Source organism: Lentzea albida (assembly GCF_900111005.1).
In the GTDB taxonomy this organism is placed as follows: Bacteria; Actinomycetota; Actinomycetes; order Mycobacteriales; family Pseudonocardiaceae; genus Lentzea; species Lentzea albida.
The window spans coordinates 110,374-127,241 of sequence record NZ_FOFV01000010.1 but is presented as its reverse complement, the minus strand read 5'-3'; the positions used below and the strand labels follow the sequence as shown (position 1 = coordinate 127,241).

Here is a 16,868-nt window from a genome sequence, read left to right as displayed (position 1 = left end):
TCCCCTTTGGCGCTTCGACTGTAGATTGCATACCGTATGAGGTAGGCATATCGTTACTCCGCTACCAACCGGATGTCCATAGATGGCCGCAAGTTTTCGGCGAGAGGACGTAGACGGTGGATCTTTTCGAACACGAGGCGCGGGACCTCTTCGAGCGCCACGGGGTGCCCGTTCCGCGCGGTTTCGTGGCGGACACTCCTGAGTCCGCGCGCGAGGCCGCCGCCAGGCTCGGCGGCACTGTCGTCGTGAAGGCCCAGGTGAAGACCGGCGGGCGCGGCAAGGCCGGCGGCATCAAGCTCGCTTCGTCACCCGACGAAGCTTTCGCTTCCGCCGCAGCGGTTCTGGGCATGGACATCAAGGGCCACACCGTGCGGAAGGTCCTGGTCACCGAGGCGAGCGAGATCGCCGAGGAGTACTACCTGTCGTTCCTGCTCGACCGTGCCAACAGGACGTTCATCGGCATGGCCTCGGCCACCGGCGGCATGGAGATCGAGGAGATGGCGGACTCCATCACCCGGATGCCCGCTTCGTCCTTCGACGCAGCTGCGGTGTTCCCACCCGAGATCGCCGCCGAGGTGAACGAGGTCGCTTCCGCGTTGTGGAAGGTGTTCGTCTCCGAGGACGCGACACTGGTCGAAGTGAACCCGTTGGCGCGCACCGCAGACGGCCGGATCGTCGCGCTGGACGGCAAGGTGACCCTGGACGACAACGCTGCCTTCCGGCACGCTCGACCACCGGACGGCGCCTCGGGTGACCCGCTGGAGGTGCGGGCCGCCGAGAAGGGGCTGAACTACGTCAAACTCGACGGCACCGTCGGCGTCATCGGCAACGGCGCAGGCCTGGTGATGTCCACATTGGACGTCGTGGCGCTCGCCGGTGCGGCACCCGCGAACTTCCTCGACATCGGCGGCGGCGCCTCGGCCCAGGTGATGGCCGACGGCCTCGACGTCATCCTCTCGGACCCGTCGGTCCGCAGCGTGTTCGTGAACGTCTTCGGCGGCATCACCGCGTGTGACGCGGTGGCCAACGGAATCGTGCAGGCCCTGGGAATCCTGGGCGACCGCGCCGACAAGCCCCTGGTCGTCCGGCTCGACGGCAACAGCGCCGAGGCGGGCCACCGCATCCTCGACGAGGCACGACACCCGCTGATCACCGTGGCGCACACGATGGACGACGCGGCGGGCCGTGCCGCCGCCCTCGCCGGCAAGGAGTCCTGATGGCCATCTTCCTCGACGAGCACAGCCGCGTGGTCGTGCAGGGCATGACCGGGTCGGAGGGCGTCAAGCACACCCGCCGGATGCTCGCGTCCGGCACCCAGGTCGTCGGCGGCGTGAACGCGCGCAAGGCCGGCACCTCCGTGGACTTCGACGACGTGACGCTGCCGGTGTTCGGCACCGTCGCGGAGGCGGTGGAGGCGACCGGCGCGAACACGTCGGTCCTCTTCGTCCCGCCCGCTTTCACCGGTGACGCGGTGATCGAGGCGATCGACGCGTCGATCGGCCTGGCCGTCGTGATCACGGAAGGCGTCCCGGTCCACGACACGGCGCGGTTCTGGGCCCACGCATCCGGCAGTTCGACCCGGATCATCGGACCGAACTGCCCCGGCATCATCAGCCCCGGCAAGTCCAACGCCGGGATCATCCCGGCGGACATCACCAAGCCGGGGTCGATCGGGCTGGTGTCGAAGTCGGGAACGCTGACGTACCAGCTGATGCACGAACTCAAGGACTTCGGCTTCACCACGTGCGTCGGCATCGGCGGCGACCCGATCGTCGGCACCACGCACATCGACGCGATCGCCGCGTTCGAGGCGGACTCGGAGACCGAGCTGATCGTGATGATCGGCGAGATCGGCGGCGACGCGGAGGAACGGGCGGCGGAGTTCGTGCGGGACAACGTGTCCAAGCCGGTCGTCGGGTACGTCGCCGGCTTCACCGCGCCCGAGGGCAGGACGATGGGGCACGCGGGCGCCATCGTCTCGGGGTCGTCGGGGACGGCGGAGGCCAAGAAGCAGGCCATGGAGGCGGTCGGGATCAGGGTCGGCAGGACGCCGTCGGAGACCGCGGCGCTGGCCCGCGCGATCCTGACTGGCTAGGGCCGCCGCGCCGGTGGCCGACGGTCTCGGCGGGCGGGCCTGCGGGCCGGTGGGTGGGTGGGTGAGCCGGTGGGCCGGCGGGGCCTGCGGACCCGTAGGCCGGTGGGCCGACGGGCCGTGGGCAGGCCTCTGGTGTGCCGGAGGTCGGCGGGCTGGTCGGCAGGTGGGCCCTAAGCAGGCGGCCCGTGGGCCGGCCGTGGGCAGGCCGCTGGCGCCCCGGAGGTCGGCGGGCCGTGGGCAGGCCAGCCGTGGGCCAGCCGCTGGTGTGCCGGAGGCCGGCGGGCCGTGGGCTGGAGTGCCGGCGGGCTGGAGTGCCGGTGGTGCCGCAGGCCGGTGGACGGATCTCGTCCAGATCGCCCACCAGCCCACCCACCGGCCCGCCACCGGCCCGCCACCAACTCGCCCCACGGCTCGCCCTCCCGGACCGCCGACCGGCCCACCGCCCCCGGCCCGCCGCCGGGCGACGTGTGGCCGACCACGTCCGTCTGGAGGAAGATCACCGGTGTGCTGACCGAGTGGCTCCACACCGTTCCACCGCTCCTGGTCTACGTGGTCGTAGGCCTGGTGGTCGGCGTCGAGAGCATGGGCATCCCGCTGCCGGGCGAGGTCGTGCTCGTCGCGGCGGCGCTCATGGCCTCGCACCACGACGGCGTCTCGCCGCTGTGGGTCGGCGTCGCGGCGTCCGCCGGAGCGATCATCGGCGACAGCATCGGGTACGCGCTCGGCAAGCGGTTCGGGCCGCGGATCTTCGGGTGGGCCGGTGAGAGGTTCCCCCGCCACTTCAGCGAGGACAAGGTCGGGCGTGCCCGGGCGGTGTTCGAGAAGTACGGTGCCTGGGCGGTCTTCTTCGGCCGGTTCGTGGCGTTGCTGCGGATCCTGTCCGGTCCGCTCGCGGCCACGATGGGCATGCACTACGGGAAGTTCCTGCTGGCCAACGCGGCGGGCGGCATCGCGTGGGCCGGCGGCACGACGGCGGCCGTCTACTTCGTCGGAGAGGCCGCCGAGCGCTACCTCGCGGAGTTCTCGTGGATCGCGCTCGTGGTCGTGCTGGTGGCGGTGGTCGCGTTCAGCGTCCGAGGCCGGCTCCGCCGTTCACGCCGATGACCTGCGCGGTGATGTGCCCCGCCTCCGGGGACGTCAGGAACGCGATGGTCGCGGCGACGTCCGCGGGGGTGCCGGACCGGCCGTTCGCCGTGGTGCCGACGAGCACCTTGCGCCTCTCCTCGCTCAGCGTGCCGCCGAAGAACTCCGTGTCGTCGGTGACGCCCGGCGACACCACGTTGACCGTGATGCCCCTGCCTCCCAGCGCGAACGCCAGGTCCGCCGTCCACGCCTCGACCGCGGCCTTGGCCGCGCCGTAGGAACCGGACCCCCGCCGGCCCGCGATCGACCCGAGCGTCACCACGCGGGCGTTGTCGGCCAGGCGCGGCTCCAGCGCCGTCGTCACCAGCACCGCGCTGACGACGTTGGTCTCGTAGCTCGCGACCCAGAGGTCCCGCACGTCCGCGAGGCTCTCCGGCGCCGGACGCCGCCGGGCGACGTTGCCGCCCGCGTTGTTCACCAGGACGTCCACCTGCGACGGCAGGTCGCTCAGCGCGGCCTGCACCGCCTCCGGATCGGTCGCGTCGAACGCCACCGCCCGCGCGCCGATCTCCTGCGCCGCCGCCTTCAGGACGTCCTCCCGGCGCCCCGTGATCACCACGTCCAGACCCTGTCCGGCGAGCCGCGCCGCCACCGCCTTGCCGATGCCCGTGCCGCCGCCGGTCACCACTGCTGTTCGCGTCATGCAGGCCTTGATATCAGCGAGGAACACGCAGGTCGACCGGTTTGTCGGGCCGCCGCGGTTCACGTTTGTGACTAGGCTGCTCAGACCCGACCCGACTGGGGAGAAACCCATGAAATCCCACGTTCTGAACACCGATCAGGCCGCCATCGCCTACGACGTGAGCGGCGAGGGCCGCCCGTTGATGATGATCGGCCAGCCCATGGACGCCAGCGGCTTCACGGCCCTGCGCGCGCAGTTCCCCGACCGCAAGGTGATCACCTACGATCCGCGCGGCATAGGCAGAAGCACACGGTCGGACGGCCGCACCGACAACACACCGGAGACCCAGGCCGCCGACGTGCACGCGGTGATCCAGGCCGTCGGCGGACCGGTGGACCTGTTCGCGTCCAGTGGTGGCGCGGTCACGGCCTTGGAGCTCGTGGCGGCCTACCCCGGCGACGTCCTCACGCTCGTCGCGCACGAGCCGCCGATCATCGACGTGCTGCCCGACGCGGCCGCCGCCCGCCGGGCGCGCGACGCGTTCATGGAGGCCTACCAGGCCAAGGGCCAGGGCGCGGGCATGGCGGCGTTCATCCAGATGAGCTCGCACCAGGGCGAGTTCACCGACGAGTACTTCGCGCAGCCGCTGCCGGACCCGGCGCAGTTCGGCATGCCCGCCGAGGACGACGGCAAGCGCGACGACCCGTTGCTCGGCACCGCCTCGCTCGCCATCACCGACTACTACCCGCGGGTGCAGGACCTCGTCGCCGCGCCCGCCCGGATCGTGATCGCCGTGGGCGAGGAGACCGGGGACGCGTTCACCGCGCGCACGGCCGTCCACACGGCGCAGTTGCTCGGTCAGGACGCGGTGGTGTTCCCCAGCCACCACGGCGGGTTCATGGGCGGCGAGTTCGGGTACGCGGGCAAGCCGGAGGAGTTCGCGGCCAGGCTGCGCGAGGTGCTCGGCTGAGGACCGACCCGCACGGATCCGGCGCCTCGCCGGATCCGTGCGGGCGGATCACCGCAGGAACGCCTCGACCACCTCGGCCACCCGCAGGCCGCTCGCGAAGTCCGCGAGGTCACGCGGGTGCCCGCCCCTGACCGCTTCCGCGAACAGCGTGAGCCTCGAGTAGTCCGACCCGGTCTGCTCGAGCGGCACCCGCTCCCACGGTCCGCCGTCCGAAGTGGACAGCAGCGCCCACTGGTCGAGGCGCAGCGACCGCTCGGTGCCCCAGGCGGTCCACTCGTAGACCTCCGGCCCGGCCAGCCCGGAGAACGCGGACACGTGCACCGGCACGCCACCGCCCCGCAGCACACCGCGTGCCGCGACCTCGGCGGCACCGGGCGAGGGGAAGTCCGCCGACACCGACTCGACGGTGAGCGGCCCGAGCACCCGGTCGGTCAGGTAGACGAAGTGCGACAGCACCTCGCGCACGAACCCGCCCTGCTCGGACCGGGACAGCCAGGTCGCGTCCGCCTGGAACGCCCTGGGCCAGCGCGGGAACTGCAGCCGGACCTCGACGCCCCGCACCTCGCCGAGCGACGGCAGCAGGCGCTCGATCTCCAGCGTCGCCACCATGTCCGACAGCGCGAAGTTGACGGCGTTCGGGCGGCCCTCGGCGGCCTCGGCCAGTGCGCGGGCCTCGGCGAGGTCGACGGCCAGCGGCTTCTCGCAGAACACCGCCTTGCCGGCGGCGAACGCCTTCAGCACGAGCTCGGCGTGCGACGCGGGTGGCGTCGAGACGTACACGGCGTCCACATCGGACAGCACGTCGTCGAGCGAGGTGACGACCGGGACGTCGAGCGTGCGGGGTGCGACGTCGACACCCGCGACCACGGTGTAGCCGGGATGGGACCGCGCCGCCGCCAGCATCCGGGTGCCCATGGCTCCCAGGCCGACGACGGCGAGGCGAATCGGATCAGCGATCATGGGGCCTATTCTGCCGGTGCCCAGGCCTTCGACAGCTTCACCCGCGCACCGGTCTGCAGCAGCGAGCCGGTGTAGAGCCGCGAGGCGACCAGCAGGATCACCACGACGGTGGCCGCGAGGATGCCCATCGACAGCAGGGCCTCCCACGCCGCGGCCTGCTCGGCGAACAACCGCACGGGCATCGCGACGCCCGCCGTGAACGGCACGAACGACATCCACTTGAGCACGACGGGGTTCTCGTAGAAGAACTGCACGCCGAAGTAGGGGCCCATCACCGCGAGCATGACCAGGCCCATCGTCGAGCCGAGGTCCTCCTGGCGGCTGACCAGCGCGCCGGCCACCGCCCACAGCGACGAGATCAGCACGAACCCGAGCATCAGGAACGGCACGAACCAGCCGAGCGCGGGCGCCACCACCCCCAGCAGCTCACCGAGCCCCGCCACCCGCAGCGCGATCGGCGCCACGAGCGCCAGCACCACGACCTGGCCGAGCGTGAGGATCGTGTGCCCGAGGATCTTGCCCGCGAGCAGTGCCCGCACCGGCACCGTCGACACGAGGATCTCCACGATCCGCGTCTGCTTCTCGGTCACGGTGCTCTGCGCGATGGCCGCGCCGCCCATGCCGAACATGAGGAACACCAGCCCGAACACGATCACCGTGACGGACCGCTGCCCGGACGTCACCACCGAGCCCTCCAGCAGCTCCACGGGCGGCGACTCGACGAGCTCGCGGATCACGGAGTTGGGCGGGGAGTTGAGCGCGAGGACCTTGATCCCGGCGCCGTCCGGCACGATCGCCGCCTCGACCTCGTCGGCCCTGACCAGGTCGGCGGCCTCCTGCACGCTGCCGACCTCGCGGACGTCGAGCGCCTTGCCCTGCACGACCTGCGAGGCCGAGCCGACCACGGCGACCTCGGGGTCGTCGCCGCCGAACACCGTCGGCAGCACGGTGAGCGCGAACAACCCGGCGATCGTGAAGAGGAAGCCGATCCAGAAACCCTTGGTGCCGACCAGGGTCTTCATCTCGCGTTCGGCGACGAGCCACGTCGCCTGGCTGAAGGACGCGCGGGCCATGTCAGATCACTTCCTTGAAGATCTCGTCCAGCGTGGGCACGACGGGCGTGAACGAGCGGACCTCGCCGCGGTCCAGCGCCGCCCTGAGCACCTGCTGGGGTGCCGCCTCGAACACGGCGCGCGGGCCGTCGAGCTCCAGGATCGTCACGCCGGGCACGTCGCGGACCCAGCCCGCGTCCTGCTCGACGACGATCTCGTACCGGTCGCCCGCGTGCTTGGCGCGCAACTCCTCGCGCGACCCGTTCGCCGCGATCCGTCCCTTCGAGATGATCACGACGTCGTCGCAGAGCCGTTCGACGATCGCCAGCTGGTGGCTCGAGAACAGCACCGGCACCCCGGCGGCGGCGCGCTTGCGCAGCACGTCCAGCACGGTCTCGACGGCGAGCGGGTCGAGGCCGGAGAACGGCTCGTCGAGGATCAGCACGTCCGGTTCGTGCACCAGCGCGGCCGCGATCTGCACGCGCTGCTGGTTGCCGAGCGACAGCTCCTCCAGCCGGTCCCCCGCCCGGCCGGTCAGCTCCAGGTCCTCCAGGAGCTCGTCGGTGTTGCGCCGCGCGGTCTCCCGGTCGACGCCGTGCAACCGCGCCAGCCACGTGATCTGGTCGCGGACCTTCATCTTCGGGTAGAGGCCACGCTCCTCCGGCATGTACCCGAAGTCGGGCCGGTTGTCCGGCCCGACCTCGGTCCCCTTCCAGCTCACCGTGCCCCCGTGCGCGGCGAGCACCCCCAAGACGATCCGCATGGTCGTGGTCTTGCCCGACCCGTTGGCGCCCAGGAAGCCCGTCATGCGGCCGGGCCGGACGTCGAAGCTCACCTCGTCGAGCACCTTGTGATCGCCGAAGCTCCGGCTGATCCCCCTGACAGTCAACATGGGCAGAACACTAGGTCGGCGCGTTCAAGATCGCGTCCGCCGTGCGGCATCATCCTCGCGGAGGACCCCTTACGGGCTAACGTGCCGGCATGACGACCTTCCGCCTGGGGGCCTACGCGGTGGCCATCGAGAACGACCGCGTGTTGCTGGTTCGTTGTGCGTCAGCGTTCGACGAGGGCCACTGGTCGTTGCCCGGCGGCGCGGTGGAACACGGCGAGGACCCGTTCGACGCGGTGGTCCGGGAGGTGGCGGAGGAGACCGGGTGCGCCGCTGTCGTGGAGCACCTGCTGGGCGTGGACTCCCGGTTCATCCCGGCGGCCGAACGCCACATGCCCGAGAAGGGATCGCACCAGAACATCGGCGTCTTCTACCAGGTGCGGATCACCGGGGAGCCGCGGCCGGAGCCGAACGGGGCGACCTCCGATCCGGTGTGGACACTGCTCACCGACGTCGCGGGCCTGCGCCGGGCGGCACTGGTCGACGTCGGTCTCGCGCTCGCGGCGGGGAGGCCGCCGACCGGGCATGTCGCTGCGGTCCCGGTCGGCGGCCTGGTCATCCACTAGCGGGCGGCGGCCGCGAGCCCCAGGCGGTGGCCGCCGGTGTAGACGTTCATCGAGGTGCCCCTGAGGAACCCGACGAGCGTCACGCCCATCTCCTCCGCCAGGTCGGCGGCCAGCGACGACGGCGCGGACACGGCCGTGAGCACCGGGATCCCCGCCATGACCGCCTTCTGCACCAGCTCGAACGACGCTCGCCCGCTCACCTGCAGCACGGTGCCGGTGAGCGGCAGCCGGCCACCGCGGGTGGCCCAGCCGACGACCTTGTCGACCGCGTTGTGCCGGCCGACGTCCTCGCGCAGGCACAGCAGGTTGCCCCGCCCGTCGAACAGGCCGGCGGCGTGCAGGCCGCCGGTGCGGTCGAAGACCCGTTGCGCGGCACGGAGTTTCGTCGGGAACTCGGTGATCAGCTTCGGGTCGACGCGGAGCGGGTCGTTCGCCACCTGCCAGGTCGCGACGGTGCGCACGGCGTCCAGACTCGCCTTGCCGCACAGGCCGCAGGACGAGGTGGTGTAGAAGTTGCGCTCGATCGACGGGTCCGGCGGCGCGACCCCGTCCGCGAGGCCGACGTCGAGCACGTTGTAGGTGTTGCTCCCATCGGCTGTTGCGCCCGCGCAGTAGCGGATGGACGTGATGTCCGACGGCGAGCGCACCACGCCCTCGCTGACGAGGAAACCCGCGGCGAGGTCGAAGTCGTCACCCGGCGTGCGCATGGTGACGACGAGGGACTTGCCGCGCACGCGGATCTCCAGCGGTTCCTCGACCGCCAGCGTGTCCGGTCGCGCGGTGACCGCGTCGTCCACCAGCCGCACCACGCGCCGCCTGCTCGTCACCCGTCCCACGGCATGCCTCCCTGCAGATCGCGACGCACTCGTCGAGCAGGCGCCGCAACACCTCGTCCCCGGACATCGTCCTGACGGCCCTCGCCACGACCCAGTTCCGCGGCCACCACCGCGGCGCGACGATCCCGGCCCTGTTCGCGCAGTGCTCGACCAGCCGTTCCGCGGGCGCACTCGTGGTTCCGATCACCCTGGTGGCGAACGGGAGCAGCCGCCTGCGACCCTCCTCTGTGGACTGGTCGTTGACGCACCGCGCCACGCACGCCAGCAGCGGGTGCACGCAGGCCGGCCGGTCCGACCACACCTCGCCCGCGAGCACGGAGGTCAGTTCCATCAGGCAGCAGCCGTCCGCGGGCGTCTGGTGCCACCCTGCCGTGAGCCGGGGCACGCGGCTCACAGCCGGGGCCTTCCCGGCTGGGACAGGTGCCTCGTGAGCACGGCGCCCGCCAGCCCGAGCACGCCCGCCGCGGTGAACGCGAACGACGGCCCTTGCGACGCGAGGACCACGGCCGCCAGCAGGGCGCCCGCGGCCTTGGCCGTGTAGAGGACGCCGAAGTTCTGCGCGCCGTTCGTCTCGCCGAAGTACTCCCTCGTGACGCCGACCAGCAGCGAGTAGCAGCAGCCGGTGCCGAGACCCGCGAGCGCGGCACCGGCGAGCAGCCCGGGCACGGTGCCGGAGTGCAGCAGCACGAACTGCGCCAGCCCACCGGTCGCCAGCGTCCAGACCAGCGCCTTGCGCCGGCCGACCCGGTCGGAGATCCACCCGACCAGCACGCGCCCGGTGCCCGTCGCCGCGGCCAGCGTGGCGAGCGCGACGACGCCGAGCACCTCGTCCCCGACGAAGAGCGGCAGGTACGCCAGGTCGTAGAGCGACACCGCCGCCGCGAACGCCACACCGCCGTACAGCCACCAGAACGTGCCGCACCGCATGGCCTCGTACGTCCGGAACTCCTTGAGCGCGGACCGGTTCGGCACCCGAGCCCGGTCGAGCGCCCACTCGCGCGGCGGGATGTGCGGCGGCCACCAGTGCTCGGGCGGATCCTTCAGCACCGAGCCCGCCGCGGCGATGACGACGGCGATCGCGATCCCGGCCCAGGCGAGGAACCCGCCGCCGAAGAGGAAGCCGGCCGCCAGCACGAACGGCACCGACCCGTACGCGAACGCGCCGCTGACGAACGCCACCTTGCGCATCACGCGTTCCGGGTACCAGCGCACGACCACGCCGAGGCACGTCGCGTAGACCAGGCCCGCGCCGACGCCGCCGAGGACCGCGTACCCGACGAGCTGGTCCTGCCCGAGCGTGACGAGCCCGGCACCGCACAGCACCGCCCCGATCCACATCGCACCGGCGGACGTCAGCCGGTTCTGGCTTCTCAGCCACGCCGCCGGGAACGCCGTGCCCGCCTGGCACACCGTCCACAACGCCAGCGCCCAGAACAGCTCCGGCACGCTCCACCGGTCCTGCAACTGCGGGATCAGCGCCCCGAACCCGTACTGCCCGATGCCGGCCGCGAGCATCGCGGCCCAAGCGGCCCACAGCACCGTGCGACGCGAACGCCCCGACGCCTCGACGTCGGTCTCCCCCACCCGGTAGAGCCTGCCGGCGTGATCACGTACGTAAGTCGCGACTGGCATGCCCTTCACCCCGTCCCGAGGATTGCATACAGTATTCGGTAGGCTATACCACGGGAGCGCCGATGAACATGCCCTGGAAGCTGGCCCGCCAGACAGCGCGGAACGCGGCCAAGCCGCTGGACGCGGTGGAGGTGGTGCTGCCGGACGCGCTGGGCCTCGCCTTGGCGGGTGGTGTACGGGCTCTGGTGGCGCAGCCGACCTGTGATCTGTCGGCGATGGACGGGTACGCGGTGGCCGGGGCCGGGCCGTGGACGGTGGTGGGGCGGGTGGCGGCCGGGGACCCGGTGCCCGGGGTGGTGCTGGGTGACGGGAAGGCGTTCGGGGTGGGCACCGGGGCGCCGGTGCCTCGAGGATCAACAGCGGTGGTTCCCGTCGAGGCCTGTTCACCGACCGGCGGTCGACTCACCGCGAACGCCCTGCCCGGCAAGCACATCCGCCGCCGCGGCGAGGACTGGTCGGCTGGCGACGAGCTCGTCCCCGCCGGCTCTCGCGTCTCCCCCGCCGTCCTGGGACTCGCCGCAGCGGCCGGCCACGACACGCTCCTGACCCACCGCCGCCCGCGGGTCGCCGTGATCGTCACCGGCGACGAGCTGCTCCACTCCGGCCTGCCGCACCCCGGCAGGGTCCGTGACGCCATCGGCCCGATGCTCCCCGGCCTGCTCAGCGGGGCCGAGCTGCTCGGCACCACCCACCTGCGCGACGACCCGTCCGCGCTGGCCGACGCACTGGCGTTCGACGCGGCGGACGTTCTCGTCACGTGCGGTGCCACGTCGGTGGGCCGCGCCGACCACCTGCGGCACGTGCTGGCGGAGCTGGGAGCCGAGGTGCTGGTCGGCGGCGTCGCCTGCCGCCCCGGCCACCCGATGCTGCTGGCCGTCCTGCCCGACGGCCGGTGCGTGGTGGGACTGCCCGGCAACCCGTTCGCCGCGTACGCCGCCGTGCTGACGTTGCTCCGGCCGCTGCTCGACACCCTCGGCGGGCACACCGCACGCCCACCGGTGACGGCCTGGCTCGGGGACGTCGGCGCTCACCGGACGGACACGCGCTTGGTGCCGGTCACGAGGTCGGGCGGGCTGGTCGCGCCGGTGGGACACGACCGGCCGGGGTCGCTGTGGGGCGCGGCGCTGGCGGACGTGCTCGCGGTGGTGCCGCCCGGCCACCGCGGGGGTGAGGTCGAGCTCCTCTAGGCGGGCCAGCAGCCCGTGTACCCCTCCGCCAGGAACCGCGACCCCGCCTCCGACCCCACCACCGACCGCAGCTCCCCGAGCTGCCGCCGGACGTCGAAGTCCGTCGCGGCCGGCAGGGCGTGCAGCATCGTGGTCATCCAGTACGAGAAGTGCTGCGCCTTCCACACCCGGTCCAGCGCGCGGGGGCCGTACTCGTCCAACGCGTCGTCGTCGTTCTTGACCAACGCGCGTTCGATGACCTCGGCGAGCACCCGGACGTCCTGCAACGCGAGGTTGAGGCCCTTCGCGCCGGTCGGGGGAACGGTGTGGGCGGCGTCGCCCGCCAGCAGCAACTTGCCGTGGCGCATGGGTTCCGCGACGAACGAGCGGAAGCGCAGGACGGTCTTCTCGGTGATCGGGCCCTCGTTCAGGGTGAAGCCGTCGGGGCCGGCCACGCGCGACTGGAGCTCCTCCCAGATGCGGTCGTCGGTCCACTGGTCGGCGTTCGTCTCGGGCGCGCACTGGAAGTACATGCGCTGGTGGGTCTCAGTGCGCTGGCTGATCAGGGCGAAGCCGCGCGGCGAGTGCGCGTAGACCAGTTCGGGGGCGCTGCGCGCGGCCTCGGTGATGATGCCGAACCAGGCGAACGGGTACTCGCGGTAGCTGTGCATGCGGAGGGCCTCCGGGACTTCGGCGCGGCAGATCGAGCGGGAGCCGTCCGCGCCGACGAGCAGGTCGCAGCGCACCTCCTGCCGGACGCCGTCGCTGTCCACGAACCGGATCGCGGGCGCGTTGACGTCCACGGACGTGTCGCTGACGCCGAACCGGACGTCGCCGCCGTCGCGTTCGCGGGCGTTCGCCAGGTCCACGAACACGTCGGTCTGCGGGTAGAGCCACACCGACTCGCCGACCAGCGCGCGGAAGTCGACGCGGTGGCTCTCTCCGCCGAAGCGCAGGTCGATGCCCTCGTGCGGGTGGCCGTCGCGCAGCACGCGGTCCGACACGCCGGTGTCGACGAGCAGTCTGGCGCTGTCGGCCTCGAGGATGCCGGCGCGGACCGTGGTCTCGATCTCCCGCCGCGTCCTGTTGTCGACGACGACGCTGTCGATGCCGTTGAGCGACAACAGGTGCGAGAGCATCAGCCCGGCCGGGCCCGCGCCGACGATGCCGACCTGGGTGCGCGTCATGGGAGTCCCTCCAGCGAAAGCGTTCACAAGCCCTCCTGCAACACCTGCCGCGCCACCGAGAACGCGTGGTTGGCCGCGGGAACCCCGCAGTAGATCGCGCTCTGCAGGAGCACCTCGGCGATCTCGTCCTGACTCAGTCCGTTGCGCACGGCCGCCGCGACGTGGAGCTTCAGCTCGTCCCAGTGCCCCAGCGCGATCAACGCCGTGAGCGTGATCGCGCTGCGCGTCCGCCGGTCGAGCCCGGGCCGCGTCCAGATCTCACCCCACGCGTACTTCGTGATGAGCTCCTGGAAGTCCTGCGTGAACGCGTCCGGCCGCGCCCTGTCGACATGCGCGTCGCCGAGCACCTCACGCCGGACCTTCATGCCGTCGTCGTAGGACACCGCTTCTCCTCAAACGCCTCGGTCATCGCGCCACTCCCACCGCTTCAGCGCCTCGTCCACGAACACCTCGGCCGCACCGAGGTACGAGCCGGGGTCGTCACCGCCGCCGCGCTCCGCCAGCAGGTCCGAGGCGGCCTCGCGGGCCCGGCGCTCCATCACATCCGCGTGCACCTCGAGCCCCTCCACCAGTTCGGCCGCCTGCGACGCCGCCACGACCGCGAGCTCCAGCAACGCCCGCAGGGCGGGCCACTCCGCGTGCCAGGCTCCGTCCGGCCGCTCGTCGACCGCCCGCGCCGCGCACAGGTGCAACTGCGCGCCCAGCCCGGGAGCCCGCAGGGCCGCGCTGTTGACGAGCACCGACAGCACCGGGTTCCGCTTGTGCGGCATGGTGGACGACCCGCCCCGCCCGGCCACGAACCCCTCGGCGACCTCGCCGATCTCCGGCCGTCCCAGCGTCAGCACGTCCGCGGCCAGCACACCGAGCGCGTCGCACGCGCGCACCACCGCGTCGCCGAGCCGGGTGATCGGTGCGCGGTAGGTGTGCCACGGCAGGCCCGGCCACACCAGTCGCAGGTGACGGGCCAGCGCCGACGCCGACTCGACCGGGTTCTCGACGCGCGACAGCGTTCCGGCCGCGCCCCCGCACTGCACCGGCAGGTTCCGCGCGACGAACTCCAGCTCGTCCAGCGCGTCGAGCACGCCGACGAGCCACCGCGCGGCCTTGAGCCCGAACGTGATCGGCACCGCGTGCTGGGTCAGCGTCCGCCCCGCCATCACGCTGGACCGGTGCTCGTCGGCGAGCCGGGCGAGCGCGCCCGCGACCCGTTCGAGGTCCACCGACACCCGTTCCACCGCACCGCGTGCCAGCAGCACCAGCGCGGTGTCGAGCACGTCCTGACTGGTCAGTCCGGTGTGGACGGGTTCGGAGACCTTGGCGCGCAACGCGGACACGAGCGGCAGCACCGGGTTGCCCGCCGCCTCGACCTCGACGGGGTCGAGCGAGGGCACCCAGTCGCCCAGGTCCAGCTCCGACCCGAGCACGCGCGCCCAGGCGACCTCGACCTCCAGCATCGCCCGCACCAGCGCGGTGTCGTCGAGGAGGCCGGCGGCGCGGTGGGATCCGGGGAGCACGATCACGTCCGCGGGAACCTGAAGAACGCCGTCTCGGACGGACCCTGCAGGTGGATGTCGAACCGCAACCGGCCGTCGTCCTCGCGCGAGGCGACCAGCCCGTCCACCGCGTCCGCGGCACCGGGCAGGTAGATGCGCGTGAACAGCCGGTCGAGCAACCCGCGGGCGAACACCGTGACCGCGAAGAACGGCAGCCCGGGCTCGACGGTGCTGAACCAGTAGTGCCCGGCGCCGTCGGTGCAGGAACGGCCCCAGCCGGTGAACCCGGCTCCGCGCCGCCGCAGCGACCCGCCCACCCGCGGCACGACCCCGGAGGCGTCGGCCTGGCGGATCTCGATCATCGCGTCGGGCACCGGCTCCCCCGCGCCGTCGTGCACGTACCCGTGCAGCACCACGGATCCGGCCGAGCCGAACGGCACGAGCTCGGAGTCGCCGGGGAACGCCAGCGCGTGGTGGAAGAACGGCCCGACGGTCTGGCCGGGCGTCGCGTCAGTCATCGGACGGCTCCAGGTAGGTCGCGTGGCTGCCGGTCAACACGATGTCCCACCGGTAGCCCAGCAGCCACTCGTGCTCGGACCGCGAGTGGTCGTAGGAGGCGATGAGCCGGTCCAGCGCCGCGGGATCGGTGATCGACTGCGCGATCGGGTCCAGGGCCAGCAGCTGGTCGCCGGGGAAGTACATCTGCGTGATCAGCCGCTGGGTGAAGTCCGTGCCGAACAACGAGAAGTGGATGTGCGCGGGCCGCCAGGCGTTGTGGTGGTTGCGCCACGGGTAGGGGCCCGGCTTGATCGACGTGAACGAGTACCAGCCGTCGTCGTCGGTCAGGCAGCGCCCGACGCCGGTGAAGTTCGGGTCGAGCGGCGCCGGGTGCTGGTCGCCCTGGTGCGAGTAGCGGCCCGCCGCGTTGGCCTGCCAGATCTCGACGAGCTGCCGGCGCACCGGGCGGCCGTCGCCGTCGAGCACGCGGCCCTGCACGCGGATGCGTTCGCCGATCGGCTCGCCCCCGCGCTGCAGCGTCAGGTCGGACTCGACGGCCGCGACGTCCGAGTGGCCGAAGACGGGCGCGAACAGCTCCGCGCCCTCGGGGTCGACGTGCAGCGGTTCCTTGGTCGGGTGGCGCAACGTCGTGCTGCGGTACGGCGCGAAGTCCAGCAGCGGCGCACCTCCCGGTGAGTCGGCCTGGATCTTCGCGATCTCGTCGCTGATCTCGTGCTGGCTGGTCGTCACGTGATCAGAGGTTAGGCAACCGCCGCGCCCGCGTCGACAGCGTCTTTCCACCCAGTGGAAGCCCGGCCGCTACCCGGTGGTGCAGGCGTTGCCGTTCAGGCTGAACGAGACCGGCGGCGTGCTGGGCACCGTGGTGGAGCCGTTGAAACCGAACGACACCGAGCCGTCCGCGACGATCAACGCGTTGTAGTCGGCGTTGGTCACGCTCACGTTCACCCCGGACTGGGACGCCGTGCCGTTCCACAGCTGCGCGATGCTCTCCCCTTCCGCGAACCGCCACCGCACCGTCCAGCCCTCGACCAACGCGCCGCTGACGTTGCGCACGGTCACCTCGGCCTGGAACGCGCCGGACCACTGGCCGGTGATCCGGTAGACGACCACGCAGGACGGCGGGGGCGGCGGCGTGGACGTCGGGGCGGCGCAGTCGCCCTGTCCCCACAGGCCGAGTTTCGCCTGGGACGCCTTGCTTTCCGCCTCGACCAGCGGACCGCCGTCGGCGCCGCTGACACGCAGGGCACCGCTGCTCACGGCGAGCAGCGCGTAGTCGGTGCCGTCCGGCAGCTCCAGCGAGACCTCGCCGGGCGTGATGCTGCGCACGCGGACTTCCTTGTCCAGCAACGTCTTCGTCGCGAACTCGAGAGCGGCGGGGGCGGCGCACGACGTCGGTTCGGCCAGCAGCGCGACGCGCACGCGCGTGCCGTCGGCGAGTTCGACGTTGCGAGCGTCCAGAACGGCTCGCACCTTTGTGGACGGCTCGCTCTCCGCTGTGGACGACGAAGGAGTTTGTGCCGCGGGGAGGGGCCTGCCGTCCTGCGAGGCCGTGCACCCGGCCACGAGCAAGGTCAACAGCACCATGAAGTGCTTCCGTGCTGCCATTCGACAAATCTATCGCCGGAGGCAGCGTCCGCAATCGGCTGTTCGGAGTTGATCAACTCGGGCTTTCGGAGTCGTCGGACGATCAAGCCGTGCGCCACGTCACCGGGTGTGCGAGCGTGGGGAGGCCACAGTT

General features: G+C 72.0%; 18 protein-coding genes. 6 read left to right on the top strand and 12 right to left on the bottom strand.

Going from position 1 to position 16,868, the window contains the following annotated elements; genetic code table 11:
* Positions 1 to 116: 116 nt before the first annotated feature.
* From sucC to BMY74_RS24465, 3 genes are all read left to right on the top strand, one after another.
* The gene (gene sucC / locus BMY74_RS24475; RefSeq protein WP_089919937.1) at positions 117 to 1,217 is read left to right on the top strand and encodes an ADP-forming succinate--CoA ligase subunit beta; all 1,101 of its coding nucleotides are present in this window, start codon (positions 117 to 119) and stop codon (positions 1,215 to 1,217) included.
* Positions 1,217 to 2,095 carry a succinate--CoA ligase subunit alpha gene (gene sucD / locus BMY74_RS24470; protein ID WP_089919935.1) on the top strand — a complete coding sequence of 293 codons (879 nt, stop codon included), beginning with the start codon at positions 1,217 to 1,219 and terminating at the stop codon, positions 2,093 to 2,095. Before sucC ends, sucD begins: the two co-directional genes overlap by 1 nt.
* Positions 2,096 to 2,599: 504 nt before the next feature.
* Complete coding sequence (locus BMY74_RS24465; protein ID WP_245786330.1) at positions 2,600 to 3,199, top strand: DedA family protein; 600 nt, start codon at positions 2,600 to 2,602, stop codon at positions 3,197 to 3,199.
* Here the strand turns inward: BMY74_RS24465 and BMY74_RS24460 are convergent.
* The gene (locus BMY74_RS24460; protein WP_089919933.1) at positions 3,162 to 3,881 is read right to left on the bottom strand and encodes an SDR family NAD(P)-dependent oxidoreductase; all 720 of its coding nucleotides are present in this window, start codon (positions 3,879 to 3,881) and stop codon (positions 3,162 to 3,164) included. The genes BMY74_RS24465 and BMY74_RS24460 overlap by 38 nt on opposite strands.
* 109 nt (positions 3,882 to 3,990) lie before the next feature.
* Here BMY74_RS24460 and BMY74_RS24455 point away from each other — a divergent pair, with 109 nt between their 5' ends.
* The gene (locus BMY74_RS24455) at positions 3,991 to 4,830 is read left to right on the top strand and encodes an alpha/beta fold hydrolase (RefSeq protein WP_089919931.1); all 840 of its coding nucleotides are present in this window, start codon (positions 3,991 to 3,993) and stop codon (positions 4,828 to 4,830) included.
* Between the two features lie 48 nt (positions 4,831 to 4,878).
* Here BMY74_RS24455 and BMY74_RS24450 read toward each other — a convergent pair whose 3' ends face one another.
* Genes BMY74_RS24450 through BMY74_RS24440 form a run of 3 tightly spaced genes read right to left on the bottom strand, consistent with a single transcriptional unit; the run spans position 4,879 to position 7,734 of the window.
* Positions 4,879 to 5,790, bottom strand: coding sequence for a Gfo/Idh/MocA family protein (locus tag BMY74_RS24450; protein WP_089919929.1), 912 nt, complete (start codon positions 5,788 to 5,790; stop codon positions 4,879 to 4,881).
* 5 nt (positions 5,791 to 5,795) lie between these two features.
* Positions 5,796 to 6,863 (bottom strand): ABC transporter permease, encoded by a 1,068-nt coding sequence (locus BMY74_RS24445; RefSeq protein ID WP_089919926.1) that lies wholly within the window; start codon positions 6,861 to 6,863, stop codon positions 5,796 to 5,798.
* A gap of 1 nt (position 6,864) precedes the next feature.
* Positions 6,865 to 7,734, bottom strand: a complete 870-nt coding sequence (locus BMY74_RS24440; protein WP_089919924.1) for an ABC transporter ATP-binding protein — start codon at positions 7,732 to 7,734, stop codon at positions 6,865 to 6,867.
* Between the two features lie 89 nt (positions 7,735 to 7,823).
* Between BMY74_RS24440 and BMY74_RS24435 the strand changes: the two genes are divergently transcribed.
* The gene (locus BMY74_RS24435) at positions 7,824 to 8,297 is read left to right on the top strand and encodes an NUDIX hydrolase (protein WP_089919922.1); all 474 of its coding nucleotides are present in this window, start codon (positions 7,824 to 7,826) and stop codon (positions 8,295 to 8,297) included.
* On the opposite strand, the gene fdhD is transcribed toward BMY74_RS24435, so the two are convergent.
* Positions 8,294 to 9,133 (bottom strand): formate dehydrogenase accessory sulfurtransferase FdhD, encoded by an 840-nt coding sequence (gene fdhD, locus BMY74_RS24430; protein WP_089919919.1) that lies wholly within the window; start codon positions 9,131 to 9,133, stop codon positions 8,294 to 8,296. The genes BMY74_RS24435 and fdhD overlap by 4 nt on opposite strands.
* Positions 9,134 to 9,523: 390 nt before the next feature.
* A complete protein-coding gene (locus BMY74_RS24425) occupies positions 9,524 to 10,765 on the bottom strand; it encodes an MFS transporter (RefSeq protein ID WP_089920266.1) in 1,242 nt (413 codons plus the stop codon).
* Positions 10,766 to 10,827: 62 nt separating this feature from the next.
* On the opposite strand from BMY74_RS24425, the gene BMY74_RS24420 reads away from it, so the two are divergent.
* Positions 10,828 to 11,952 carry a molybdopterin molybdotransferase MoeA gene (locus BMY74_RS24420; protein WP_089919916.1) on the top strand — a complete coding sequence of 375 codons (1,125 nt, stop codon included), beginning with the start codon at positions 10,828 to 10,830 and terminating at the stop codon, positions 11,950 to 11,952.
* On the opposite strand, the gene BMY74_RS24415 is transcribed toward BMY74_RS24420, so the two are convergent.
* From BMY74_RS24415 to BMY74_RS24390, 6 genes are all read right to left on the bottom strand, one after another.
* Positions 11,949 to 13,118 (bottom strand): 4-hydroxybenzoate 3-monooxygenase, encoded by a 1,170-nt coding sequence (locus BMY74_RS24415; RefSeq protein WP_089919913.1) that lies wholly within the window; start codon positions 13,116 to 13,118, stop codon positions 11,949 to 11,951. The two genes, BMY74_RS24420 and BMY74_RS24415, sit on opposite strands and share 4 nt — an antisense overlap.
* 23 nt (positions 13,119 to 13,141) lie before the next feature.
* Positions 13,142 to 13,501 carry a 4-carboxymuconolactone decarboxylase gene (gene pcaC / locus BMY74_RS24410; protein WP_256557431.1) on the bottom strand — a complete coding sequence of 120 codons (360 nt, stop codon included), beginning with the start codon at positions 13,499 to 13,501 and terminating at the stop codon, positions 13,142 to 13,144.
* A gap of 9 nt (positions 13,502 to 13,510) precedes the next feature.
* Positions 13,511 to 14,638 carry a lyase family protein gene (locus BMY74_RS24405; protein ID WP_245786329.1) on the bottom strand — a complete coding sequence of 376 codons (1,128 nt, stop codon included), beginning with the start codon at positions 14,636 to 14,638 and terminating at the stop codon, positions 13,511 to 13,513.
* Positions 14,635 to 15,129: a dioxygenase family protein gene (locus BMY74_RS24400; protein WP_089919911.1), complete on the bottom strand. Its 495-nt coding sequence runs from the start codon at positions 15,127 to 15,129 to the stop codon at positions 14,635 to 14,637. Before BMY74_RS24400 ends, BMY74_RS24405 begins: the two co-directional genes overlap by 4 nt.
* Positions 15,122 to 15,859 carry a protocatechuate 3,4-dioxygenase subunit beta gene (pcaH, locus tag BMY74_RS24395; RefSeq protein ID WP_089919909.1) on the bottom strand — a complete coding sequence of 246 codons (738 nt, stop codon included), beginning with the start codon at positions 15,857 to 15,859 and terminating at the stop codon, positions 15,122 to 15,124. The genes BMY74_RS24400 and pcaH overlap by 8 nt, the downstream gene beginning before the upstream one ends.
* A 69-nt stretch (positions 15,860 to 15,928) precedes the next feature.
* Positions 15,929 to 16,735, bottom strand: coding sequence for a cellulose binding domain-containing protein (locus tag BMY74_RS24390; RefSeq protein WP_089919906.1), 807 nt, complete (start codon positions 16,733 to 16,735; stop codon positions 15,929 to 15,931).
* Positions 16,736 to 16,868 lie beyond the last annotated feature (133 nt).